This window comes from Acidiferrimicrobium sp. IK (assembly GCF_025499425.1).
GTDB lineage: Bacteria > Actinomycetota > Acidimicrobiia > Acidimicrobiales > Palsa-688 > Acidiferrimicrobium.
In genome coordinates this window covers 86367-109384 of record NZ_JAIMCB010000002.1, presented here as the reverse complement: position 1 = coordinate 109384, position 23018 = coordinate 86367, and the positions used below count along the sequence as shown (strand labels likewise).

The following is a 23018-nucleotide window of genomic DNA, read 5'->3' as shown; positions in this document are numbered from 1 at the left end:
ACGCTCCCTTCGCCGGCATGACCCGGATCAGGTTCGACGGTCGGGCGCTTCGAGCGCCCCTCTCAGTCCGGTGTCACCGGGCTCCCGTGTTATCGAGCACCGGGTCTAACGGCCGGTGAGGGGACTGTCAAGTCCCAGCCTCGGGCAGCCGACCGGCGACTCCAGCGAGGCGAAGCCCCATCCTGGCGGCCCGGCGAACCAGCAGCCAGGAGGCTAGGGCTGGCGGGGAGCGCCGCCGGCGGTCAGAGCGGTCACCGCCTCGTCGACCGCGGGATACAGGTGGTCCTCGCCGATGCGGGCCAGCAGCCCGCTGCGCTCGAGGCTGACGCGGACGTGCTCGCCGGCTCTGGCGATGGCGAATCCGATCTGCTGCTCGTCGAGGTCGTCGAGCGCCTCGGCGAGGGCTTTGGCTCCCGTGTAGTCGATGTCGCTCATCCCGATGGCGTCGAGGACGACGGCGTGGAGGGTGCCGGCAACCCGCAGGCGAGCGGTCTGCAGCTCGGCGCGGAAGTGCACGGCGTTGGCGTACCAAAGCGGCGTGGCGAAAAGGACGACCAGGACGCCGGGCACTTGCGCGGCGTGCTCGACACCGCTGAGCGGCGCCCAGCTGGTGGTCCCCGGGATCCGACCGAGCACGTGCAGCTGGGGCCGGGCGCTGAGACGGGTGCGGTCCAAGATGGCCAGCCCGACCGCCACTCCGATGCCCTGCTCCACCCCGACCAGCGCGACGGTCAGCAACGTGACCACGGCCAAGGCGAACTCGACGTAGTCGAAGCGCAGCACCGCGACGAGGTCCCCGACGCGGAAGATCCGGGCGGCCACGAAGATGAGCACACCGGCCAACGTCGCCACGGGAACGTCGGTGAGAAGCCGGGCGGCCGGGACCAGCAGCACCACGGCGGCGGCGGCCCCCAGCCCGGCCGCTTGCGAGCGGCCGCCGGCGGAGGCCACCGCGGCGGTCCGGGGCGGGCTGGCGTTCACCGGGAAGGCGCCGGCGAGCCCGGCGACGATGCTGCCGGCGCCGACCGCGACGAAGTCCCGGTTGGTGTCCTCCTGGTACTCGGCGCTGCCCGGGAAGGCCCGGGCCGTCGCGGCCGACTGGCTGATGACCACCAGAGCCACGACCCCGGCGATGGGCGCGGTGTCGCGCACCGCGCTCCACGACAGGCCGGCGAGACCCCAGCGGGGGGCGCCATGCACCACGTGGCCGAGCACAGCGACGCCGTGGCCGCGCAGACCGGCGGCCGCCACCACGATCGTCGAGGCGAGCAGGCCGACGAGCGCGCCCGGGATCCGCCGGTCGACGCGCTCCGCGCCGACCACCGCGGCCAGGACCGCCACCCCGATCCCCGCCGACCAGCCGTTGACCCCGTCGAGGTGGGTGGCGATGTAGCCGACCCGATGGAGGTTCGAGCCGCTCGAGGAGGGGATGCCGAGCAGGTCCGGGAGCTGGTGGATGACGATCACCACTGCGATGCCGGCCAGGAATCCGGTGATGATCGGAGCGGAGAGGAACTCCGCGAGCCACCCCAGCCGCAGCAGCCCGACCGCCGCCACCAGCGCCCCGACCAGGACCGCGAGGAGCCCGACCAGCGCCACGTAACGCGGTGTCCCGGCCGGCGCGAACTGGGCCACGCCCAGCGCGAACAGCGGCGCGATCGTCGAGTCGGCCCCCACCGACATCCGGGGGTTGCGTCCGACCAGGGCGAAGAGGACGGTGCCGGCCACGAACGCGTACAGGCCGGTGATGGGGGGCATGCCGGCCAGCCTCGACGTGGCGATCTGCTCGGGGACGGCGATGACCAGAAGGGTCACCCCGGCGATGGCGTCGGGGCCGGCCCACGACGCCTGGTAGCCCCTGAGCGACGAGAAGACCTCCGGGATTCTGCTCCCGTCGCGGTCCGTTGGTGTCCTCGCCTGGGCCATGGCGGTCATCATCGCCCACTGCCCCCGGCGACCGTGCGATGCCGGGGCGTATGGTGGCGCGGTGGGGAACCAGCCGCCCAGCCCGACGGTCGGCGCCGAGGCGCCACTTGCACCCGGCGGCCCGTTTCCGCCGGCGGTGCCCGACGGGGTGGTAGCGGTCCTCAAGCGGGACTGCCCGACCTGCGAGCTGGTGGCCCCAGTCATCGCCCGCCTCGCCGCTGACGGGGCGATCGCCGCGGTCTACAGCCAAGACGACCCGGCCTTCCCCGACGGCGTCCCCGGTGTCATCGACGACCGCGAGCTCGCGGTCAGCTTCCATCTCGACATCGAGACGGTCCCGACCGTCGTGCGGGTTGTCGACGGTCGGGAGCAGAGCCGGGTCGTGGGGTGGGAGGTGGGGCGGTGGTCCGAGTTCTTCGGCGTCGACCTGGGAGCAGCGTTCCCGGCGCTGCCGCCTTACCGCCCCGGGTGCGGGTCGCGCACCCACGACGTCGGGATGCCCGAGACGCTGGCGGTTCGCTTCGGTCGCAGCCCGCTGCGGTCCCGCCGGGTGGAGCTGGCCAGCGCCGAGGACGAAGCGGAGGCGATGTACGACCGGGGCTGGTCTGACGGCCTTCCGCTCGTCGCCCCGACCGAGGTGCGGGTGCTGCGCATGCTCGCCGGCACCACCCGCGCCGCGACCGACGTCGTGGCCGTCGTGCCGCCCAACCTCGTCGAGTGCACCGTGGAGAAGGTGGCCGTCAACGCGGTCATGGCCGGCTGCCGCCCGGAGTACCTCCCCGTCGTGCTGACCGCGGTGGAGGCCGCTTGCACCACGGAGTTCAACGCTCATGGTCTGCTCGCCACCACCCATTTCGCTGGCCCGGTGCTCGTCGTCAACGGTCCGATCGCACCCGCGGTCGGGATCAACAGCGGGGTTAACGTGTTCGGGCAGGGCACCCGGGCCAACTCGACGATCGGTCGGGCGTTGCAGCTGGTGATCCGCAACGTCGGCGGGGGCCGCCCCGGTGGCGTGGACCGTGCCACCTTCGGCAACCCCGGCAAGGCGGGCTTGTGCTTCGCCGAGTCGGAGGGCCCGGCGCGCGCCGCGGGGTGGATGTCGCTGGCGGAAGAGCGAGGCGTGCCGAGCGGGACGTCAGCGGTCACGTTGTTCGCCGGGGAAGCCCCCCGAGGGATCGTCGATCAAAAGTCCCGCACCGCGGCCTCGCTGGCCCGCTCGTTCGCGGCTTGCCTGCGCAGCGTCGGGCATCCGAAGCTGCCGATGGCTTTCGACGCCATCGTGGCGGTGTCACCCGAGCATCTGCGTACCTTCGCGGCGGAGGGCTGGGACCGCCGCCGCCTGGTCGGCGAGCTGCAAGGCCTGCTCCAGCTGCCGGGATCCGAGCTGGTGCAGGGGGCGGGCGGCATCTCGGAGGGGATCCCCTCCGGGTTGGCCGATCGGGTGCTGCCGAAGTTCCGTGACGGCGGATTGCTGCTGGTGCACTGCGGTGGCGACGCGGGGATGTTCTCTGCTGTCATGGGAGGCTGGGTCAACGGTGCCGAGGGCAGCGAACCCGTCACGAGGGAGGTCACGCCGTGGGTGTAGTCCTTATGGACCCGACCGCTGAGATCGGCTCCGCCAGCCGCCCGCTGGCGCCGCGGCTGGCGTCGCTGGCCGGAGTGACCGTCGGGCTGCTCGACATCTCCAAGCCGCGAGGAAACGTGTTCCTCGACCGGATCGAGGAGCTGCTCCGCCAGCGGGGGGTCGTCACCCGGCGCTACAAGAAGCCGACCTACACCAAGCCGGCGCCGATCGACCTCCGCCACGAGATCGCGTTGGAGTGTCAGGCGGTGATGGAGGCGCTCGCCGATTGAGGCAGCTGCACGTCGTGCAGTGTGCACGACATCGTCGATCTTGAAGGCCGGGGCGTGCCCGGCGTGTTCGTGGCGTCGAGCACGTTCGTGGACGCCGCCGCGGCCCAGTCGGCGGCGCTGGGCGTGACCCCCGCGTCGGTGTTCGTCCCCCACCCGATCCAAGACCGGACCGATGACGAGATGCGGGCGCTGGCCGACGCTGCGCTCGACGAGCTGGTCGGCCGGCTGCTCGGACGCCCCGGCGGCGTCACGGGAGGGTGATCGTGGCGCCGATGGGGGCGTCCTCGACGGTGTAGGCCTGCACCTCGGAGCCGAGGTACAAGACCCGCGCCCGGTACCGGCCGACGAGAGCGGCTTCCGCGGCGGCGACCTTCGGCAGCGGCAGCCATTCGTTGCCGGCGCGGGGAGCGAAGACCACCTCGACGCGGCTGGCTCGCACCGGCAGCGTCCACGGCAGGTCATGGATCAAGTAGACGTATCGGCGGCCCGAGAACCGTCCCACGACGCCGAAGGGGACCGCCACCTCGGCCTCGGCGGGTGTCAGCTGGCGGACCGCGGCGAGCTGGTGCGCGGCGGCGCCCGACACGCTGTAGTCGACCTCGGCGCCTCGAACGGCGACCGACCCGTCGCAGGCCAAACCGACGGCGACGGCGCCCGCCGCCACGGCCACCACCGGCCACAGCCGGGACCGGTGGCCCGGCCGGGTCGCCATCCGGGCCAGGACCAGCGCGGTGCCGAGCGCGGCGAGGATGTAGGCGGCGCAGTTTTGGAAGCCGAGCTTGACGAACCCTCCGTAGGAGCTCAACGCTCCGGGGACGACCACCACGATGATCGGGAGCAGCACCGCCGGCTCGAGCAGGCCGATCACGCCCGAGGGGATCAAATCCTCGTAGAGGCGGTAGCGGTAGACGGTGAGCTGGTGCCACACCCGCGACGGGTGGGCTGCGGCCCCCCGAAGGATGGACAGGTAGTCGCCGAGGCCGCCGGTCAGGCGCCGCCCGGCCAGCGCGTCGTAGTAGCTGAGAGTGGTGCCCTTGGTCCCGCCGAGCAGTCCCGCCGCCAGGTACCAGGCCGCTCCCGCAGCGACCATCGCCACCCCGGGCCGGCGGAGGCGGCGCTCGGTGAGGGCCAGGCCCGCTCCTAGGGCCGCCAGGTTGAGGGCGCTGAGGTCCATCGACAGCAACGTGAGCGCCGCCCACAGCACCGCCCGACGGTTCCGGCCGGCGTAGACGTCGCGACCGGTAAGCACCAAAAAGGCGACGCCGAGCACCTGGTCGTGGAAGTCGTAGAGGACCGTGGCGTAGAGGCCGACGTTGAACACGCAAAGCGCCAGGAGCGCCGACACGCACGTCGCGGTCACCGCCGGGCGCGCCCCTCGGCGGGTGCAGAACAGCACCGCCCAGTCGGCGGCGGCTGCCACCGCCACCACGATGGCGACGTCTTGGACGACGAGCAGGGTCAAGCCGTCGTTGGGCGCCAGCCAGTACAGCGGCGCCAGCAGCCAGATCAGCAGCGCCGCGTGGTCCTGCCACCAGGCGTGATGGTGAAGGGAGTCGTAGGGGTCGAGGGTCCCGTGGGCGATCAGGTGCCAGGCCTGCTCGGCCTGGCCGAAATCCCAGCTCAGGTTGAAGGTGCGGTACTCGTGCAGCGAGATCGCGACCAGCACAGCCAGATACCCGGCCAGGACGGCGCCGGCCAGCAGCCGGGGGCTGCGCCACGGGCCCGACCCCGCCGGGCTGGCCTCCCGGGTCGCCGCCGCGTCCCGGTGAGCGCCGCCGGCGGCGACGACACGCTCCGACCGGGTCACCGCCGGGACGCTACCGCTCCGGGCGCAGCCCGGCAGGTGGCGGGGGCCGAAGCGAAAGCGCCGGTAGTGTCCGCGCCATGGCCGACGAGGTGCTGGAGGCGCCGCCCACCTCGGCGGCTGACCCCGAGGCGCCGGCGCGGCGGTGGCCGGGCGTGGTCGCGGTGGTCCTCTGCGCGGTGTTCGTAGCGCTCGGTGTCTGGCAGGCGTGGTCCGACGCGCCCACCTACGACGAGCCGACATACGTAGCGGCCGGCGTGCTGGCACTGACCGCTCACGACGTCACCTTCGAAGACGAGCACCCGGCGCTCGGCAAGGCCCTCGCCGCCCTGCCGGTCCTGCTCGCGCACCCGGTGATCCCCCCCGGCTACCGGCACATGGACCAGCATCCCTACGCCGTCGCGTTCGCGCAGGCCCAGCTTCGGGCCGGGAAGCTACGCCTCGTCATGCTCCTGGCCCGGCTCGTCCCGCTGGCCGAGGCGGCCGCGGTCGGCCTCCTTTTGTTTCGTCTCGGCAGGACCCTGTTCGGGCCGCTGGCCGGGCTGCTCGCCGCGGTCGTGTGGTTCGCCGACCCGTTGACCCTCGGCCTGGCCCACCTCGACGGCGTCGACGTGCCGATGACCCTGGCGACAATGCTCCTCGGGTGGGCGCTGCTCCTAGCCGTGCGGGCGCCGTCCCGGCGTCGCCTGCTGGTGCTCGGAGCGGCGTGCGGCGGGGTGATCCTGGCCAACGCCGACGGGCTCGGGCTGGCCGGCGTCGCCTTGTTGGTGGTGGTCGCCGCCGGGTGGCGGAAGCAGCGGTGGAACGCAGCAGGACGCGTCCTGCCCGTAGCGGTCGCCGGGTGGCTGTCGCTCAGCGCCGGCTACGCGGTGTTCGACCCGGCCTCGGTCCTGCCCTACGTCGTGGTGCCGGAGCCTTTCGTGCAGGGCGTCGGCTACCTGTTGACCCACGACACTCGGCCCGCCGTCGGCTACCTGCTGGGTTGGTCGTGGACCGGCGGGCGGTGGTGGTACTGGCCGCTCAGCTTGGCGGTCAAGGTGCCGTGGGCGCTGCTGGCGCTGGTCCTCGCCGGCCCGTTCGCGTACCCCCGACTGCCCCGACGCCTGCGGCGGGAGGTGCTGGCCGCTTTCGGGGTCCCGGCCGTCGCGCTGGCGATCGCGCTGCTGCAGGTGAAGCGCGACATCGGGGTCCGCTACGCGCTGCCGATCGTCGCGCTGTGCGCCCTCCTGGCGTCGCCGATCGCCGAGGTCCCCTCGGCGCTTCGGTCCCGGGCCGTCAAAGACGGGCGACCCGCTCGGCGCCGGGGACCCGCGGCGGTAGCCGCCGGGGGGCTCATGGCCGCGGCGGCCGCGGTGGCCGTCGTGGAGACCGTCGGGTCCGCTCCGCACTCGCTGGCGTGGGTCAACCCGGGGCTCGGCCCGTCCTACCAGGTGGCCAGCAACTCGTCGCAGGACTGGGGCCAGGACTTCTACTCGTTGCGCCGGTGGGCGACCCCGAGGAAGGCGTTCGTGGCGTACTCCGGCCTGGCGTTGACCGTCGGGGACATCCCAGGCGCCCGGCCGCTGCTTGTCAGGCGCGCCGGTCGGCTGGTGGCGGTCGACCCCCGGACTGTCACTGGGTGGGTGGCGGTGTCGTCGTCGGTGCTCACCGCCGGCGGCTACTCGCAGCTCGGATGGCTCCGGGCCTACTGCCCGGTCGGCCAGCTCGACGGGACCATCCTCCTCTACGACTTCCTGGCCGCCCCGACCGGCGTCGCGGCCCCGGTCGAGCCGGCCGGGCTGTGCCGGTCCGGGAGCGACGGGAGCGTGGCGGCTTCCCGCTGAGCTCGGCTGGCGCTCAGCGGGCGTTGATGAAGTCGTGCAGCCGGTCGCGGTCCTCTTCGAGCTCGTCGACCCGGGCTTTCACGACGTCACCGATGCTGACCATGCCAGCCAGCGCGCCGCCCTCGACGACGGGCAGGTGGCGGATACGCCGGTTGGTCATCACGCTCATCAGGGACGCGACGTCATCGGCGAGGCTGCAGGTCTGCACGTCGGTGACCATCACAGAGGCCACCGTCGACTCCAGCAGCCCGGCCGGTCCCCGGCCCAGACGGTTGACGATGTCACGTTCGGAGACGATCCCCTCGACGGTGCGCCCGTCGGGGGACACCACCAGCGCGCCGATGTTGTGCTCGGTCAGGCTCCGTACCGCGACGCCGACACGGTCGTCGGGTCGTACCGTCACCACGTCGCTGCCCTTCCGGCGAAGCAGCGCTTCCACCTTCATAAGCCATCCCCCCTCGCGGCGTCGGTGAGGTCCCGGTGCCCCGCGGCAGCGTAGTACCGGGCCGCCGCCCGGGGAAGGCCCGTGGCCGGGTCGGGGCCTGAAGGGGCTTTCGACCCTATGACCTCCCGGCGGGCGGGGTTAGCGTCGTCGGCAGACCGCGGGAGCGGGGCGAGAGGAGGTCCGTATGATCGTGACCGCAGAGGCCAGGCAGTTCCTCTCCTCGGGGCGCATCGCCGTGGTCGGCGCGTCCGACGACCCCAAGAACTTCGGTCGGACGATCGTCGAGGCGCTCCTCGATGCCGGCGTGGACACGGTGGCGGTCCATCCGACCTCCCTTCACGTGGCGGGCGCCGACTGCTACCGCTCCGTGGCGGCGATCCCCGGCGCGGTGGCGGGGGCGATCATTATGGTGGGCCGGGATCACGCCGCGGCGGTGGTCGAGGACTGCATCGACGCGGGCGTAGGCAGCATCTGGCTGTTCAAGGGGGCGGGCCCCGGCGCGGTGTCAGACGAGGCGGTCCGGGTGTGCGACCAGCGCGGCGTGCCGGTGGTGGCCGGCGCCTGCCCGCTGATGTTCCTGGAGCCGGTGAAGGGCGTGCACCGCCTGCACCGCGGGCTTCGGCACCTGGCCGGGACGCTTTCGGGCCCCTGACCGGGCGCCTTTACACCCGCCGGCAGAAGTTTTCCTTAGGATTTCCGTGATCCACCCGATGTGTTGACTATGGCTCATTTCACGGCCGACCTACCCTCGGGTTTGGGCGTCGAGGATCTCCTGGGCATCCTCGAGCGCAGCAGGCCCGCCTGGCACGCCGATGCCGCCTGCCACGAGGCCCCTTTCTACATCTCCTGGTTCAACGACGGCGACGCCGGGGAGCTGTCCTGGCTGACCGACGAGCAAAACGCCGACGAGCAGGCCAAAGCGGTGTGCGCCCGGTGCCTCGTCGTCGACGAATGCCGCGCCTGGGCCTTCGCGGAGGGACCGATGCTCAACGGGGTGTGGGGGGGCATGAACCGGGCGGACCGGGCCCGGGCCCGACGCCGCGGCGCGCTCGGCGCCCCGGCCCCGATGCGCCAAGCCGAGGCCCGACCGGCCTGAGGCGGTCGCGGCGGCGCCGGCCGCAGCGCCCGCAGGCTGCAAGGCGCCGGCGCAGGCTCGTAGCATGCCGTGGTCCCCGCCTGGGGGCGAGAGGCAGAAGGGACTAGCACCATGCCCAAGGAGCAGCGCCGGGGGCGGCGAATCGCGATGACAGCCGAAGAGCTGGACCGCTTCCTAGGCGAGGAGCGCACCTGCCGAGTGGCGACGGTCGGCCCGGGCGGAGCGCCGCACAACACGCCGCTGTGGTTCGTCTGGGACAGCAGCGCGCTGTGGCTGCACTCGATCGTCAAGAGCCAACGGTGGGCCGACATCGAACGCAACCCGGCGGTCAGCGTGGTCGTCGACGCCGGCCGGGAGTACGGCGAGCTGCGGGGCGTCGAGATGACCGGTTCGCTCGAGCAGGTGGGGGAGGTACCCCGAACCTCGGCTCCCGACGAGGTGCTAGCCGACCCGGAGCGGCGCTTCGCCGAGAAGTACTTCGGGACCGGGGGGGACTTCGTGTCCGACGGCCGTCACGGCTGGCTCAGGCTGCGGCCCGAGAAGGTCGTTTCGTGGGATTTTCGCAAGCTGTGAGGCCCCGGCCCCTCAGGGGCCAGCGTCCGGAGCTTGCCGGTGAGCGCGATCAATGACCGTCTCCCGGCGGGCGGCGATGTCGCCGGCAGCCACGGTCGTGAAGCCGCCTTGCTCCGCGTGTTCCCCGTGCAGCCGGTGGGCCTCCGCGACGGGCAGCCGGTCCGTCGCGTCCCAGTCGCGCCGCATGGCCCGGACCATCGTGGCGTCCTGCTCGGCGACGGCCCGGGCCAAGTCCATGGCGAAGGGTACGAGGTCCTCGTGCCCGACGACGTGGTTGGCCAGCCCGATCCGCAGGGCCGTGTCGGCGTCGACGAAGTTGCCCGTCAGTGACATCTCCCGGGCGCGTGCCATGCCTACCCTCCGGGGCAACTCGACCAACACGGGTCCGGGGTAGACACCGACTCGGAGATGGGTGTCGGCGAAGCGGGCCTGCTCGGACGCCACGATGAAATCGCAGGCCAGCGCCAGCTCGAGGCCGCCGGTCACTGCCGCGCCGTTAACCGCGGCGATCATCGGCACCTGGGACGAGGCGGCAGCGGCGATGAAGCCCGGTAGAGCCGTGAGGCGATCGACGCCGAGGGCGCGTAGGTCCAGGCCGGCGCAGAAGGCCGGGTCGGCTCCGGTGAGGACCATGGCAGCGGCGTCCTGGCAGCCTTCGATGGCATCCACCGTGGCCTGCGCCAGGGCCGCATCCATGGCGTTGCGGGCCTCGGGCCGGTTGAGCACAAGGAGGGCCACGGGTCCGTCCCGCTCCACTTGCACCAGGTCGGCGGCGGTCATCTCGCCACTCGCTGCTGGCTCTCCAGCTCGTCCAACCACGACACCAGCGTGGCTGCGAAGCGGTCGGCGTCGGGCGACCAGAGGTCGTGGCCGGAGTCGGCGAAAGTCACCATCCGTACCCCCGGGATGCGGTCACGGTACATCGCCTCCACCTCGTCGCCCACCATGCCACCGGGACCGGCCCGGATGACCATCACCGGCGCATCGCAGGCGGCCATCTCCGACCACCAGTCGACAGCGACCGCGTCGCGGACCATGGCGGCTATGGCCGTGGCCGGCATGCGATCTGTCATGACCCGCTTCCTCCAGCGTCGGGTGGCGGCAATTTCGGCGAGGTTGTCAGGTGGCACCAGATGTGCGGGCGGATAGTCGCCGATGGTGATGCTGGCGACGCGGGCGGAGGGCCCCCCTTGGCGTCCGCCCCCCGAGAGGGCCCATCCCAGCCCGTAGGCCGTGCCCCGGGAGTAGGTGACCAGGTGAACCGGCCCGAGGCCGGCGTCGGCGACGATGGCGTCAAGGTCAGCCACGTGGTCCTCGATCCGGTATCCGGCTGCGGGGACCGTCGAGCGGCCGCGGCCCCGGAGATCGACGGCGAGCGCTCGCCGTGGAGCGACTGCGTCGAGCATCGCGACGTAGTCTCCGGCGTCCTCCCCGAACCCGGGGACGAACAGGACCGCAGGCTCGTGCCGATCGGCGCGCCGGTCGAGGTAGTGAAGGCTGACCGAGCCGTTGGCCGCCCACCGCGATTCTCCTTCGAGCCCGGTGTCTGCCGGGGTCGGGGAGCTCATTGCCCTCCCCGGGTGGGTCCGGCCATCAGGCTTTTGGGGCTCTGGCCGTCGATGGTGACCCTCCGGTGGGCGAAACGCCACCGACCCTCGACGACGCGGTAGCGGTCGATGTAGCGCCCCCAGTGATCCAGGCCGACAGTGGTGAGCACTTGGTAATAGCAGCGGCCGGCGGCGGTGGCCTCGTCGAGGATATCGATCTGATGGGTCGCGGTCATGTGCCGCAAGTAGAACGAAGTATCCGCGGCGCGGCCGCGGTCTTGCGCCCCGGTGAAGATGCCGAGGATCCCTTCATGACCGGCCTCGATCCGACCGCCCGGCACCTCCATAACGGCGTCGGGAGCGAACAGCTCCATCACCTGCTCGAATCGCCCGGTGTCGCCGTTGGCGTTGTATCGGGCGACGAGGTCCCGGATCTGCTCACGTGCGCTCAGGACCCAGGGTTGCATCTCGACGCGATCGGTCACGCCGATGACGGTAACCCACTTGACGCTACTGTCATGTGCACCGGGGAGTCCACGGAGAAAGGAGGGGAGCAGCCATGCACTTCGAGGTCACAGAACTCGGTGCCGTCGAGCGGGCGTTGCAAGCCGAGGTGAGGCAGTTCCTGACCGAAGAGCTGCCGAGGGGCTCCTTCGTCCCCGGGCTGGGCATGAACGCGGCCAAGGATCCGGCTTTTTCAGCGAAACTCGGGCGGCGGGGGTGGCTCGGGATGACCCTTCCCGAAGAGTACGGCGGTCACCGGCGCAGCATGGTGGAGCGGCTGGTAGTGACCGAGGAGCTGCTGCGCTGGGGAGCCCCGGTCGGACACCACTGGGTGGCGGACCGCCAGTCCGGGCCGATCATCGCCCGGTACGGGACCGAGGAGCAGAAGCGACGCTTCCTGCCCCCGATCTGCCGGGGCATCCTGTCGTTCTCGATCGGGATGAGCGAGCCCGACAGCGGCAGCGACCTGGCGTCACTGGCGACCAGAGCCGTCCGGGATGGCAACGGCTGGCTCCTCAACGGTCGGAAGGTGTGGACGACCGGGGCCGCCGTCAACGACTGGATGATCGTGTTGTGCCGGACCACGCCGGTTGAGGAGGGCGGCGACAAGCGCAGCGGGCTGTCGCAGCTGATGGTCGAGCTGAGCGCGGATGGCGTGGTCGCCACCCCGATCCCTTTCATCGACGGAACCGCGGACTTCTGCGACGTGATGCTGGAGGACGTGTACGTGCCCGACGAACAAGTCCTCGGCACCATCGGCGCCGGCTGGACACAAAACACCTCCGAGCTGGCCTTCGAGCGGGGTGGGCCGGACCGCTGGCTGAGCACCTATCTCGTGGTGGAGGAGTACCTCCGTGGCCTCGAGCGTGGGCCGGTGCCGCATGAGGTAGCCGACCTTCTCGGGGCCGCTGCTGCCAACTACTGGGTGCTGCACCACCTGACCCTCTCGATCGCCAGGGCCGTCGACGAGGGCCGCTCGCCGTCGATCGAAGCGTCACTGGTCAAGGAGATGGGCACCCGCTTCGAGCAGGACGTCCTCTCCGGCATCCAGGCGCTGATCGACCTGGAGCCGGGGCTGCCTGCCCGCTCGATGTTCGAGCGGCTTCTCGTGACCGCCACGCTCACTGCGCCGTCCTTCACCATCCGCGGCGGCACCAACGAGATCCTCAGATCGGTGGCTTCGAAGGGCCTGGCGCCCTCCGGGGGCTCCCGGTGACCGGGCAGGATCTCCTCGCCGAGACCGTCGAGCGGCTACTGAATGCCACCCCCCCGGGTGAGGACCCGTGGGTCGACCTGGCCGCGGGCGGCTTCGCGTGGGTCTCGGTGCCGGAGTCGGCAGGCGGTTCAGGAGGCGACCTCCGAGACGCCGCGTCGGTGCTGAGGGTGGCCGGCAGGCATGCCACCTCCGCCCCGATCGCCGAGACGATGCTCGGAGGCCGGCTGCTGGCCGGCGCCGGCCTGAAGGTGAGCGGCGGATCGCTCGCGGTGGTGCCCGGACCAGGCCTGGCCGTGGTCGACGGCCGGCTCACGGGGAGCGCGGTGGTCGCCTGGGCCGCCGAGGCCGACCAGGTCCTGGCTGTGGTCGACCTGGACGGCAGCCCCGTGCTGGCGGCGGCCCGCCCGGAGCAGCTGGGGATCGAACGCCGGCTCAACATGGCCGATGAGCCCCGTGACGACGTCCGTTTCGACGTGGCCCTCTCCGAGCTGGTGACCGCCCCGCTGCCCGACGGGGCCGCCGACGACCTCCAGCGCGACGGATGCCTCACCCGCGTCGTGCTGGCGGCCGGGGCGCTCCAGGCGATCAGCGAGATGACCATCGACTACACCAGCCAGCGCCGGCAGTTCGGGCGGCCGATCGCCACGTTCCAAGCCGTCCAGCACCACCTGGTTGCCGTGGCGCAGTCTGCCGTGCGGGCCTCGATGGCCGCCGAAACCGCTGTGCGCACGGTCCAGGGGGGAGGCGGAGCGTGGGAGGTGGCCGCCGCCAGGGTGATCGTCGATGAGGCAACGATCGAGGGGACGAGGGCGGCCCACCAGGCCCACGGCGCCATGGGAGTGACTCGCGAGTACGGCCTGCAGCGTTACACCCGGCTGCTGTGGGCCTGGCGCCACGAGTACCGGCAGGCCAGGGAGTGGAGGAGATGGCTCGGCAGCGAGGTCGCTAGCAGCGGAGCGGACGCCCTCTGGCCCCGTATCACCCGATGAACAGGATCACCAGGGCCTGATTCAGGCATCACCCGGATCATTCAATGGGCGGGGGAGACAAGACAGGAGAAGAGATGACCGGATGGTTCGAGCAGCGCGGCGGCCTGGAGGGCACGGTGGCGCTGGTGACGGGGGGCGCCGGCGGGCTGGGGGAGGCCATCGTCACCGATCTGGCCGACAACGGCGTCCGGGTGGCCCTGATCGACCGTGACGAGGCCGCAGTGGCAAGCATCGAGCGGTCGCTGTCCGCCGCCGGAGCCCACCACGTCGCCGTCGTCGGCGACGCCCGGGACCCCGACCAGCTCGCCGCCCTCTTCGGCCGAGTGGACGACGAGTGGGGCCGACTGGACACCCTGGTCAACGTCGTCGGCGGCACGTTCAAGGCGCCTTTCGCCGGCAGCACCCCCAAGGCGTGGGACGCCCTCTTGCGCACCAACCTCATGCACGTCCTCCACGCGTCGTCGCTGGCGATCCCCCGGATGCGCGTCGGCGGTCGGGGCGGCAGCATCGTCAACGTCACGACGATCGAAGCTCACCGCGGCGCCCCCAACTTCGCGGTCTACTCCGCGGCCAAGGCGGCCGTCGCCCAGTTCGCCCGGACCCTGGCCGTGGAACTGGCGCCGGACGCCATCCGGGTCAACTGCGTCGCACCGGACCTGGCTCCCACCCCGAACATGGAGAAGATCTCCGGCGGCCGCCCGATCGGCAGCTCGCCCATGGGCGTTCGCATCGCCGTCCCGATGGGCCGTCTCGGGACCCCGCAGGACATCTCCAGCAGCGTGGTCTTCCTGGCATCTGGGCTGTCGTCGTACATGACCGGGATCACGCTGCATCCCGACGGAGGGACCTTCGCGGCATCCGGCTGGTTCAACTGGCCGGAGGACGGCTACCTCAACGCGGTCCCGGTGGGTGTCCTCGATGCTATGGACACAACGGGTGGCGACGCGGTATAGTTGACGAAACAGTCAAGTTGGCGGCTGACCGAGGAGAGCACCGTGACACTCGTCCAGGACGAAGCTTCTGCGATCAAGGTCGATTACGGGATCTATGACGCGGATGAGCACTACTACGAGGCGGAGGACGCTCTCACCCGTCACCTGGACCGCTCGCACCGGGGCCTGGTCCGCTGGGCGGACATCGAAGGCCGGCGCACCCTGGTGGTCAACGGCAAGCTGGTGACCGTCGTGCCCAACCCGACATACGACCCCGTCGGTGTGCCCGGATCCCTGGAGCCGTACTTCCGCAGCGAAAACCACAGCGGCAAGGAACTGCGCGACATCATCAAGATGCACGCCATCCAGCCCGAGTACCGCAGCCGGGAGGCCCGCCTGGCCCGGATGGACGAGCAGGGCGTAGAGCTGGCGTGGCTGCTGCCGAGCCTAGGGCTCGGGCTCGAGGAAATGCTGCTCGACAACCCGACGGCCCTCTACGCCATCTTCCGTGCTTACAACGACTGGCTGGACGAGGATTGGGGCTACGACCGAGACGGGCGGATCCAGACCGGCCCACTGATCTCGCTCCTCGACGCCTCCGAGGCTGAGGCCGACGTGAAGCGGGCCATCGACCGCGGCGCCCGCTTCATCACCTTCCGCCCGGCCCCGGTCGACATCCCGGGGCGACCCCGCTCGCCGGGGGACCCGGCGTACGACCGGGTGTGGGGCCTGGCCGCAGATGCCGGTCTGGTGATAGCCATCCACGCCGCAGACTCCGGCTACGGCAAGTACCTGGCCAACTGGGGCGAGTCCCAGCAGTACACCGGCATGAAGTCCTCGCCGCTCTCCGAGGTCATGTCGGTGCACATCGAGCGGCCGATGTTCGACATGATGGCCGCGATGATCTGCCACGGGGTGTTCGACCGCCACCCCCGGCTGCGCATCGCCTCGCTCGAGCTCGGCGGCGGATGGGTCTCGGAGCTGATCCGGCGGCTCAAGGTCTCCTACGGAAAGACCCCGCAGCTGTTCGGGCGGGACCCGGTCGAGTCCTTCCGCGAGCACGTCTGGGTCGCGCCCTTCTACGAGGACGACATCTGCCGCGTGCGCGACGCCATCGGTGCCGACCGGATCCTGCTCGGCTCCGACTGGCCCCACCCCGAAGGGCTCTCCGAGCCGCGGGCGTGGATCCCTGACTTCGTCTCGCTTACTCCCGACGAGCAGCGCCTGGCCTTGCGGGAGAACCTCAAAGTTCTCTCGGGCCGCTGATCTCCCTCGCCCAGACTTCCCCGAAAGGCCGCCCGTGACCACTGACGATCTCTCCAGACCCGCCCGCCGGTTCCTGCATGTCTGCTATTGCTGTGCCGACACGGGCCCGGTGACCGATTTCTTCGTCAACAACCTGGCCATGCGCAACACCATGAGCGTCCCGGTCGAGAAGTCCGACGGCGCGATCCTGGGCCTGGACCGCCAGGTGCTCGGTGGTGCGGCATTCGTCTACGACCGGCGCGGCCCGAAGACCAGCCCGGCCATCGAGATCCAAAGCTGGATCGACCCGCCCCTGTCCGGGACCCCGGTAGCGGACCCCACGCGGGTCGGGATCCAGGCCCTGGGATTCTCGGTACCAGAGATCGAGGCCGCGGTCGGCGATCTGACCGAAGCCGGATGCCAGGTGGTCGGGCGAGGCGTTTCCAGTTCCGACTCGCCGTGGGTGACCCTCCGGGACGGCACCGGCGTTACCCTCGACCTGGTCGACGAGCCCGCTCTCGAGGCAGGCAGCACCCAGATGCGGCATCTGCGCATCACCGTCACCAGCCTGGCGGCGTCGATCCCCTGGTACGAGGGGCTTGGCTTCGAACACCTCGAGACCTCGCCGCTGACCGATGCCTCCTACCTCGGCCTCGACGGCGAGGTGGAAGCGGACGTGGCGCGGCTCCGTCTGCCAGACGAGCCGTTCGAGGCGCTCCTGGTGGAGTGGCGCACGCCGGCGTCCCACGGCCGCCACGTCGCCGACCCCACCCACGCCGGTCTGTTCCGTACCGCGGTAGGCGTCGACGACACCCGGGGCTCCTACGAGGCCATGGTGTCGGCCGGCTGGACCTTCGACAGGGCGCCTATGGAGGTCGAGCTGCACGGGACCCCGGTGCCTGACATGTGGATCTGCTTCCTGTCAGACCCCGACGGGGTGCCTTTCGAGTTCGTCGAGCGGCCCCGCTCCGCCTTCCGCTAAAGCACCTCGGGGGCCTGTTGCGAACCAGGGTGGTCGGCAGGGAGCAGTCGACGGTAACGTCAAGCCTCTTATGCCCGCCCCCCCTGTGAGCCGCCAAGCGCGGCAGTTCCCGGTTAGCCCGACCCTCCGCCAGCCGGCGAAGGAGCGAGGCCCCCGGGCAACCCGGACCGTCGGCCTGATCCTCGGCGCAACCAAGGACATCTTTCTCACGAGGGGCTACGCCGGCACGACCGTCGACGAGATCGCCCGTGTCGCCGGTATCTCCCGAGCCTCGTTCTACACCTACTTCCCTTCGAAGCGCGACGTGCTCCTGGCCCTCGGCGCGGAGTCGGCCCACGCCGCGGAAGTCATGGTCGGCTACGTGCGGGCGATCGAGTTGCCGTGGAGCGATGCCGCTATCGAGGATTTCGTCGTCAAGTCCTTCGCCGTTCTCGACGACCATGCCAGCTTCGGTATCGCCTGGACGCAGGCCGCCTACGAGGACGAGGTGATCCACAAGGCCGGGATGAAGCGGCACCTGCGTGACTGCGCCAAGATGGGAAAGGCGATGGGCGACCTGCGGGGCCGTCCCTTCGCGGACCCCGCTGCACACGGGCTGGTCATCTTCAGCGCCCTCGAGCGGGCCTGGACCTACCGCCAGCTCTATGCAGGCACCATCTCCGATGGTGCTCTCGAACGCCAGATCGCCGAGGTGATCTGCGCCACGCTACGCGACCCGGCCCCCGCCAGACCGGTCGCGCCGCGGCGGCCCTAGAGCCCTAGATCCTCTCGATGATGGTGGCGGTGCCCATCCCGCCTCCGGTACACATGGTGATCAGCGCGGTTGACTTGTCCTGACGCTCGAGCTCGTCAAGCGCGGTCTGGATCAGCATGGCACCGGTCGCCCCGATCGGGTGCCCCAGGGCGATGGCGCCCCCGTTGACGTTGACCCTGTCGGGATCGATGCCGAGGTCCCGGATGGTCTTCAAGGGGACGGTAGCGAACGCCTCGTTGATCTCCCAGAGGTCGATGTCGTCCACAGTCATGCCGGCCCGCTGAAGGCACTTGGCGGAGGCCGGCCCCGGGGCGGTGAGCATGATGACGGGCTCGGCCCCGGCCGCGGCGCTCATGACGACGCGAGCGCGAGGGGCGAGCCCGTGGGCCCGGGCGAAGTCAGGGGAGGCCACGACGACGACCGCTGCACCGTCGACCACCCCCGAGGAGTTACCTGCGTGGTGGACGTGGTCGACGGTCATGACCTCCGGGTAGACCTGCCGGCACATGTCGTCGAAGGAGGTCTCGAAGCCCGGAAACACCTTCGACCCCATCTTGGCGAACGACGGCTCCAGCTTGGCCAGGCCCTCGAGCGTCGTGTTGGGGCGCGGGAACTCGTCGCGGTCGAGCGCCACGGTGCCGTCGGCGTTGTGGATCGGCACGACGCTGCGGTCGAAACGGCCCTCGGCCATGGCCTTGGCGGCACGCTCCTGGCTGCGCAGAGCGAACGCGTCGACGTCCTCCCGGCTGATCCCCTCGGTCGTGGCGATGAGGTCGGCCGAGACGCCCTGGGGCACCATGGGATACAGAGCACGGAGGGCGGCGTTGCCGGCTGCGAAGTCCGGCGGAGCATCGGTGCTCTCCCAGCGCGACATCATCTCGACGCCGCCGCCTACCACGAGGTCCTGGTGGCCGGCCTGCACTCCCATCGCCGCGAAGGTGATCGCTTGTTGCCCCGAGCCGCAGAAGCGGTTGAGGGTGACGCCGGTAGCCTCGACCGGCCAGCCGGCTGCCAGCACCGACATACGCCCGATGCAGTTGGCGTGGTCGCCGGTCGAGTTGCCGTTGCCGATGATCACGTCGTCGACGTCTGCCGCGTCGAAGCCGATGCGCTCGCGGGCCGCGTTGAGCACCTGACCAAGCAGCTCTTGGGGATGGAGGTGGTGGAGGGAGCCGTTGGCCTTGCCCTTCCCCCGCGGCGAGCGCACCCCGTCGATGATCCATGCTTCAGACATGCTGATCCTCTCTTGCAGCTTTCAGCTTAATCATTGCACCGTAATCGATAGTGCCGTCGCCACTAGCGCTAGCCTCCGAGGCCGCGGGGCATGACACCGTAGAGGCGCTGGAGGCCGAGGCCCAGCTCCTCCACGGTGAGGGACTCCCCGGACTTGGCGGTGTAGCCGTCGGTCACCGCCCAGCCGCTGACCCGCTGCACGGCATTGCCGTCGACGCGGAGGACGGCCCCGCTCAGCCAGCCGGCCTCCGCAGAGCAGAGCCACGCGACCAGCGGGGACGCGTTGGCCGGATCGAGCGGATCCCAGGTGCCGTCGTCCTTCGCCTCCCGTCCCACCGTGGCGAGCATGCGGGTGGCGGCTATAGGAGAGAGGGCGTTGGCCGTGACCCCGTAGCGCTGCATCTCCAAGGCGACGATCTGGGTGAAGGTCGCGATGGCCGACTTGGCCGAACCATAGTTGGCCTGGCCGACATTGCCGAAGAGGCCGGCGCCCGAGGTCGTGCACACCACTCGGCCGCTCACACTCCGGCCCGCCTTCACCTCGGCCTTCCAGTAGCTGCAGGCGTGGCGGGTGAGGGCGAAGGTCCCCTTCAAGTGGACGGCGATGACCGAGTCGAAGTCGTCCTCGGTCATCGAAGTCAGTATCCGGTCCCGAAGGAACCCAGCGTTGTTGACCACGCCGTGAAGGGCCCCGAAGCGGTCCACGACACGGGAGACCAGGTCCTCCATGCCGTCCCAGTCCGTAACCGACGTCCCGTCGGCTACGGCTGTGGCGCCCATGGCCTCGAGCTCGGCGACGACCTGTTCGGCCGGCGCCATCTCGGATTCCTCGACCTCTCCTCGCAGTCCCACCCCGAGATCGTTGACCACCACCGTGGCGCCGTGGCGGGCCAGCTCGTGGCAGTGGGCGCGGCCGAGACCCCGCCCGCCTCCCGTGACGATGATAACCCTGCCATCGAGGAGTCCCATCAGCTCACGGGGGGGAGGAAGGCGGGGATCCAGCTGCTTGCGCTCCCGAGGAGGTCGCCCCGGGCGCCCTCGATGCGCTCGATGCTCCACGACTCGTCGCCGGCGGGGATCTCGGTGACTGGGTGGTGGCCCTGGATCCGCTGGATGCGTTCCCCGCTGACGGCGAAGACCTGCCCGTTCACGTCCTTGGCCAGGTCGGAGCACAGCCAGGCCACCAGCGGGGAGATCTCGGCCGGTGACATCGTGTCCCGCTTTTCGGCCGAGCCCTCCTCGGGCTGGATCACGGTGCCCAGTAGGCGCGTCGCGGCAAGGGGAGCGATGGCGTTCACCCTGACCCCGATCCGTTCGAGTTCCCGGGCCATCACGAGCGACATGGCGACCAACCCGGCTTTCGCCGACGCGTAGTTGGCCTGGCCGGCGTTGCCATAAAGGCCCGACTCGGATGACGTGTTGACGATGGCACCGTTGATCGGCTCCTGTGTCTTCTTGGTCTGCTCCCGCCAGTAGGTGGCTGCGAAGCGCGACGGAGCGAAGCTGCCCTTCAAGACGACGTTGAGCACCGCGTCCCACTCGTCCTCGCCCAGGTTGAAAGACATCCGGTCCCGGAGGATCCCGGCGTTGTTGACCAAAATGTCGAGTTTCCCGAACGCCTCCACGGTCTGGGCCACGAGGCCCTCCGCGGCGGCCCAGTCGGCGACGTTCGCGCCGTTGACCTCGGCTTTCCCACCGAAAGAGCGGATCTCGTCGGCCACCCGCTGGGCGGGCGTCAGGTCTTGCCCCTCGCCCCGACCGTCGCCTCCCAGGTCGTTGACCATGACCGCTGCACCCTCGCGGGCGAGCAGCAGCGCATGCTCCCGCCCGATGCCGCGTCCGGCGCCAGTCACGATGGCTACTTTTCCATCGAGAATTCCCATGTGGTCTCCCTCTCTACAGGATCGCGTTGTCGATCTTCAGGTTGATGATGGTCTCGTCGTCGTAGCCGGCCTCGCGCAGCACGTCGTCGGTGTGTTCGCCGAGAGCGGGGGCGCGGGTCAGTTCGGGCGGCGACTCGTCGAACTGCACTGGGTTGGTGACGAGGGGGAATGCGTTGCCTTGCTCGGACGCGACCTCGGCCAGGTAACCGTTGGCCAGGACCTGCTCGTCGTCGTAGAGATCCAGCCCCTGCTGGACGGCGGACCAAACTCCCTTGACCCCGGCCAGCACCTTGCGCCACTCGTCGAGGCTCCTGGTGGCGAATATCCCGTCAAGGATTCGCGTCGCCTCTGCCCGGTTGGCGAATAGGGCTTCGGGCGAGGTGAAGCGTTCGTCGTCGGCCAGATCGGGGCGGCCGACGGCACTGATGAGCTCAGGCCAGAAGCGGACCCCTTGGAGCATGACCAATTGGAGGAGGCGCCCATCGCTGGTCAGGTACCGGTTGACGAGCGGGTTGGGCAGGTTGTCTCTGCTCATCCGGGGCACGTCCTGGCCCTCGAACAGCTTCGACATGACGATGTTGGGGGCGTTGACCCACATGCCGAAGCCCAGCAGGGACACGTCGACGACTGCTGCCTCCCCGGTGCGCTCCCTGCGGAGGAGGGCGGCGGCGATGCCACCCGCGATGGTCTGGCCGCCGGGAAGGTCGCCGAACGCCGGGGGCTGGGTCGGCCCGTAGGGGTCGTCGCCGTACATTAGGGATGCCATGACGCCCGAGCGGGCGAAGAACGCAGAGCCGTCGTAACCCCCCTTGTCGGCGTCAGGGCCGCGGATGCCCTGACCGTGCCCGCGGACGTAGATGATGTTGGGGTTGGCGGCGCGAATATCCTCCACGTCGACCTTGGCCCGTCGGCGGGCGCCTGGCAGCCAGTTGGTCAAAAACACGTCCGCGGTCTCGCAGAGCTTGTAGAGGGCGGCACGCCCGTCGGGATGCTGCAGGTTGAGGGCTACGGAGCGCTTGTTGTGATTGGGCTGCTCTAGGAAGAAGTTCACTCCGCCGCTCCCGGACGGCACCAGTCCTGACGAGACCAGTCCCCGCTGCGGATCACCCCCGTCTGGGTGCTCGATCTTCAGCACGTCCGCGCCCCACTCGGCCAGCACCGCGCCCCCGGCGGGGACGAACGTCCACGACGCGACCTCGACGACCTTGATCCCCTGCAGCGGTCTCATGCTTCTCCCCTCGCGTTCCCTCGAGACCAAGCTACTTGACGATATCGTCGAGTCACAAGGTGTTCCCCTTAGGCCAGATCTGCAACGAGCGGCGCGTAGTGGTCCAGGAAGGGAAGTGTCGTCGAGGGGTCGTCCCACCCGGCGCGGGAGGCACCGAGGACGACGCGCTCTACCCCAAGGTCACGGTAGCTGGCGAGGGTCGCCGGTGTCGGATCACCGAAGGCCACGATCGTGATCGGCACTTGGTTCCGCCCGGCATCGGCGGCCACCTGCCGGAACCGACTGACCTTTCGGGCCACGTCGCCGAGAGCCACGTCCATGGGCATCCAGCCGTCAGCCCAGGCGACGGCGTGTTGGGTGCCGAGCTTCCCTCCGGTCCCGCACCAGATGGGAGGGTGGGGGCGCTGGAGGGGCTTGGGCAGCGACCACACCGGGTCGAAGTCGTAGTACTGCCCGTGGTACTCCGACTCCTCGTCGTTCCAGAGCGTGCGGAGGGCAGCAATGCCCTCGGCCAGTGCCCGGTACCGCTGCGCCCAGGGGAACGGGCGGTGGTTGGCCAGCTCCTCGCGGTTCCAGCCGACGCCCACGCCGAACTGGAGCCGGCCGCCGCTCAGGCGGTCGACCGTGGCGACGAGCTTGGCCATTGCGAGGAGGTCCCGCTCCAGGACCAGCGCGACCCCCGTGCCGATGAGGAGGTCCGTGGTCGCCGTGGCCGCTACGAGCAGGCTGGCATACGGGTCCATCATCCGCCGGTACTGGTCGGGCATCTCCCCTCCCGAGGGGTAGGGCGTGAGTCGGGAGACCGGGATGTGGGAGTGTTCGCCGATCCAGAGCGAGTCAAAGCCCCGCTCCTCGAGGTGGCGTGCCAGTACGTCGGGGGGCACGTCTTCTGGCGTGTTCATCGTGGAGAATCCCAATCGCATCGTGCCTCCAGAGCAGTTGACGGTGTCGTCGAGTATGTTGGACCGTACAGCAGGCGATGCC

23 protein-coding genes and 1 riboswitch are annotated in these 23018 nt (G+C 70.5%); of the genes, 12 read left to right on the top strand and 11 right to left on the bottom strand.

The features are described from left to right. Nucleotides 1-3 precede the first annotated feature (3 nt). A riboswitch (TPP riboswitch) is annotated at nucleotides 4-89 on the bottom strand. Nucleotides 90-213: 124 nt separating this feature from the next. After that, nucleotides 214-1926, bottom strand: a complete 1713-nt coding sequence (locus K6U06_RS03965) for a SulP family inorganic anion transporter (protein ID WP_262320602.1) — start codon at nucleotides 1924-1926, stop codon at nucleotides 214-216. A gap of 61 nt (nucleotides 1927-1987) precedes the next feature. Here K6U06_RS03965 and K6U06_RS03960 point away from each other — a divergent pair, with 61 nt between their 5' ends. Continuing rightward, complete coding sequence (locus tag K6U06_RS03960) at nucleotides 1988-3511, top strand: thioredoxin family protein (RefSeq protein ID WP_262320601.1); 1524 nt, start codon at nucleotides 1988-1990, stop codon at nucleotides 3509-3511. 5 nt (nucleotides 3512-3516) lie between these two features. Beyond that, nucleotides 3517-4041, top strand: coding sequence for a UGSC family (seleno)protein (locus K6U06_RS24495; protein WP_316044689.1), 525 nt, complete (start codon nucleotides 3517-3519; stop codon nucleotides 4039-4041). On the opposite strand, the gene K6U06_RS03945 is transcribed toward K6U06_RS24495, so the two are convergent. Beyond that, nucleotides 4028-5587: a DUF2079 domain-containing protein gene (locus tag K6U06_RS03945; protein WP_262320598.1), complete on the bottom strand. Its 1560-nt coding sequence runs from the start codon at nucleotides 5585-5587 to the stop codon at nucleotides 4028-4030. The two genes, K6U06_RS24495 and K6U06_RS03945, sit on opposite strands and share 14 nt — an antisense overlap. Nucleotides 5588-5664: 77 nt before the next feature. On the opposite strand from K6U06_RS03945, the gene K6U06_RS03940 reads away from it, so the two are divergent. Next, on the top strand, nucleotides 5665-7407 hold the full coding sequence (locus tag K6U06_RS03940) for an ArnT family glycosyltransferase (protein WP_262320597.1): 1743 nt from the start codon (nucleotides 5665-5667) through the stop codon (nucleotides 7405-7407). Nucleotides 7408-7420: 13 nt separating this feature from the next. On the opposite strand, the gene K6U06_RS03935 is transcribed toward K6U06_RS03940, so the two are convergent. Further along, a complete protein-coding gene (locus K6U06_RS03935; protein ID WP_262320596.1) occupies nucleotides 7421-7852 on the bottom strand; it encodes a CBS domain-containing protein in 432 nt (143 codons plus the stop codon). Nucleotides 7853-8036: 184 nt separating this feature from the next. On the opposite strand from K6U06_RS03935, the gene K6U06_RS03930 reads away from it, so the two are divergent. The 3 genes from K6U06_RS03930 (at nucleotide 8037) to K6U06_RS03920 (ending at nucleotide 9521) form a co-directional block, all read left to right on the top strand. Then, on the top strand, nucleotides 8037-8504 hold the full coding sequence (locus tag K6U06_RS03930; RefSeq protein WP_262320595.1) for a CoA-binding protein: 468 nt from the start codon (nucleotides 8037-8039) through the stop codon (nucleotides 8502-8504). A gap of 69 nt (nucleotides 8505-8573) precedes the next feature. After that, nucleotides 8574-8948 carry a WhiB family transcriptional regulator gene (locus K6U06_RS03925; protein WP_262320594.1) on the top strand — a complete coding sequence of 125 codons (375 nt, stop codon included), beginning with the start codon at nucleotides 8574-8576 and terminating at the stop codon, nucleotides 8946-8948. 111 nt (nucleotides 8949-9059) lie between these two features. Continuing rightward, entirely contained in the window at nucleotides 9060-9521 is a 462-nt protein-coding gene (locus tag K6U06_RS03920; protein ID WP_262320593.1) for a pyridoxamine 5'-phosphate oxidase family protein, read from the top strand. Nucleotides 9522-9533: 12 nt separating this feature from the next. Here K6U06_RS03920 and K6U06_RS03915 read toward each other — a convergent pair whose 3' ends face one another. From K6U06_RS03915 to K6U06_RS03905, 3 genes are read right to left on the bottom strand one after another with little or no spacing between them, the layout of a single operon-like run. Continuing rightward, on the bottom strand, nucleotides 9534-10301 hold the full coding sequence (locus tag K6U06_RS03915) for an enoyl-CoA hydratase-related protein (RefSeq protein WP_262320592.1): 768 nt from the start codon (nucleotides 10299-10301) through the stop codon (nucleotides 9534-9536). Further along, on the bottom strand, nucleotides 10298-11089 hold the full coding sequence (locus K6U06_RS03910) for an alpha/beta fold hydrolase (RefSeq protein WP_262320591.1): 792 nt from the start codon (nucleotides 11087-11089) through the stop codon (nucleotides 10298-10300). Before K6U06_RS03910 ends, K6U06_RS03915 begins: the two co-directional genes overlap by 4 nt. After that, nucleotides 11086-11553: a nuclear transport factor 2 family protein gene (locus tag K6U06_RS03905; RefSeq protein WP_262320590.1), complete on the bottom strand. Its 468-nt coding sequence runs from the start codon at nucleotides 11551-11553 to the stop codon at nucleotides 11086-11088. The genes K6U06_RS03910 and K6U06_RS03905 overlap by 4 nt, the downstream gene beginning before the upstream one ends. A gap of 74 nt (nucleotides 11554-11627) precedes the next feature. On the opposite strand from K6U06_RS03905, the gene K6U06_RS03900 reads away from it, so the two are divergent. The 6 genes from K6U06_RS03900 (at nucleotide 11628) to K6U06_RS03875 (ending at nucleotide 17690) form a co-directional block, all read left to right on the top strand. After that, on the top strand, nucleotides 11628-12788 hold the full coding sequence (locus tag K6U06_RS03900; protein WP_262320589.1) for an acyl-CoA dehydrogenase family protein: 1161 nt from the start codon (nucleotides 11628-11630) through the stop codon (nucleotides 12786-12788). Then, a complete protein-coding gene (locus K6U06_RS03895) occupies nucleotides 12785-13777 on the top strand; it encodes an acyl-CoA dehydrogenase (RefSeq protein ID WP_262320588.1) in 993 nt (330 codons plus the stop codon). Before K6U06_RS03900 ends, K6U06_RS03895 begins: the two co-directional genes overlap by 4 nt. A 74-nt stretch (nucleotides 13778-13851) precedes the next feature. Further along, the gene (locus K6U06_RS03890) at nucleotides 13852-14730 is read left to right on the top strand and encodes an SDR family NAD(P)-dependent oxidoreductase (protein WP_262320587.1); all 879 of its coding nucleotides are present in this window, start codon (nucleotides 13852-13854) and stop codon (nucleotides 14728-14730) included. 42 nt (nucleotides 14731-14772) lie between these two features. Further along, nucleotides 14773-15975, top strand: coding sequence for an amidohydrolase family protein (locus K6U06_RS03885; RefSeq protein ID WP_262320586.1), 1203 nt, complete (start codon nucleotides 14773-14775; stop codon nucleotides 15973-15975). 109 nt (nucleotides 15976-16084) lie between these two features. Next, nucleotides 16085-16936: a VOC family protein gene (locus K6U06_RS03880; protein ID WP_262320585.1), complete on the top strand. Its 852-nt coding sequence runs from the start codon at nucleotides 16085-16087 to the stop codon at nucleotides 16934-16936. 70 nt (nucleotides 16937-17006) lie between these two features. Beyond that, on the top strand, nucleotides 17007-17690 hold the full coding sequence (locus K6U06_RS03875; protein WP_262320584.1) for a TetR/AcrR family transcriptional regulator: 684 nt from the start codon (nucleotides 17007-17009) through the stop codon (nucleotides 17688-17690). A 4-nt stretch (nucleotides 17691-17694) separates the two neighbouring features. On the opposite strand, the gene K6U06_RS03870 is transcribed toward K6U06_RS03875, so the two are convergent. The 5 genes from K6U06_RS03870 to K6U06_RS03850 form a co-directional block, all read right to left on the bottom strand. Continuing rightward, the gene (locus tag K6U06_RS03870; protein ID WP_262320583.1) at nucleotides 17695-18924 is read right to left on the bottom strand and encodes an acetyl-CoA C-acetyltransferase; all 1230 of its coding nucleotides are present in this window, start codon (nucleotides 18922-18924) and stop codon (nucleotides 17695-17697) included. A gap of 68 nt (nucleotides 18925-18992) precedes the next feature. After that, nucleotides 18993-19892, bottom strand: a complete 900-nt coding sequence (locus K6U06_RS03865) for an SDR family NAD(P)-dependent oxidoreductase (RefSeq protein WP_262320582.1) — start codon at nucleotides 19890-19892, stop codon at nucleotides 18993-18995. Next, a complete protein-coding gene (locus K6U06_RS03860) occupies nucleotides 19892-20806 on the bottom strand; it encodes an SDR family NAD(P)-dependent oxidoreductase (protein WP_410050978.1) in 915 nt (304 codons plus the stop codon). Before K6U06_RS03860 ends, K6U06_RS03865 begins: the two co-directional genes overlap by 1 nt. Nucleotides 20807-20819: 13 nt before the next feature. Next, the gene (locus K6U06_RS03855) at nucleotides 20820-22034 is read right to left on the bottom strand and encodes a CaiB/BaiF CoA transferase family protein (protein WP_262320580.1); all 1215 of its coding nucleotides are present in this window, start codon (nucleotides 22032-22034) and stop codon (nucleotides 20820-20822) included. Nucleotides 22035-22102: 68 nt separating this feature from the next. Continuing rightward, complete coding sequence (locus K6U06_RS03850; protein ID WP_262320579.1) at nucleotides 22103-22936, bottom strand: LLM class F420-dependent oxidoreductase; 834 nt, start codon at nucleotides 22934-22936, stop codon at nucleotides 22103-22105. Nucleotides 22937-23018 lie beyond the last annotated feature (82 nt).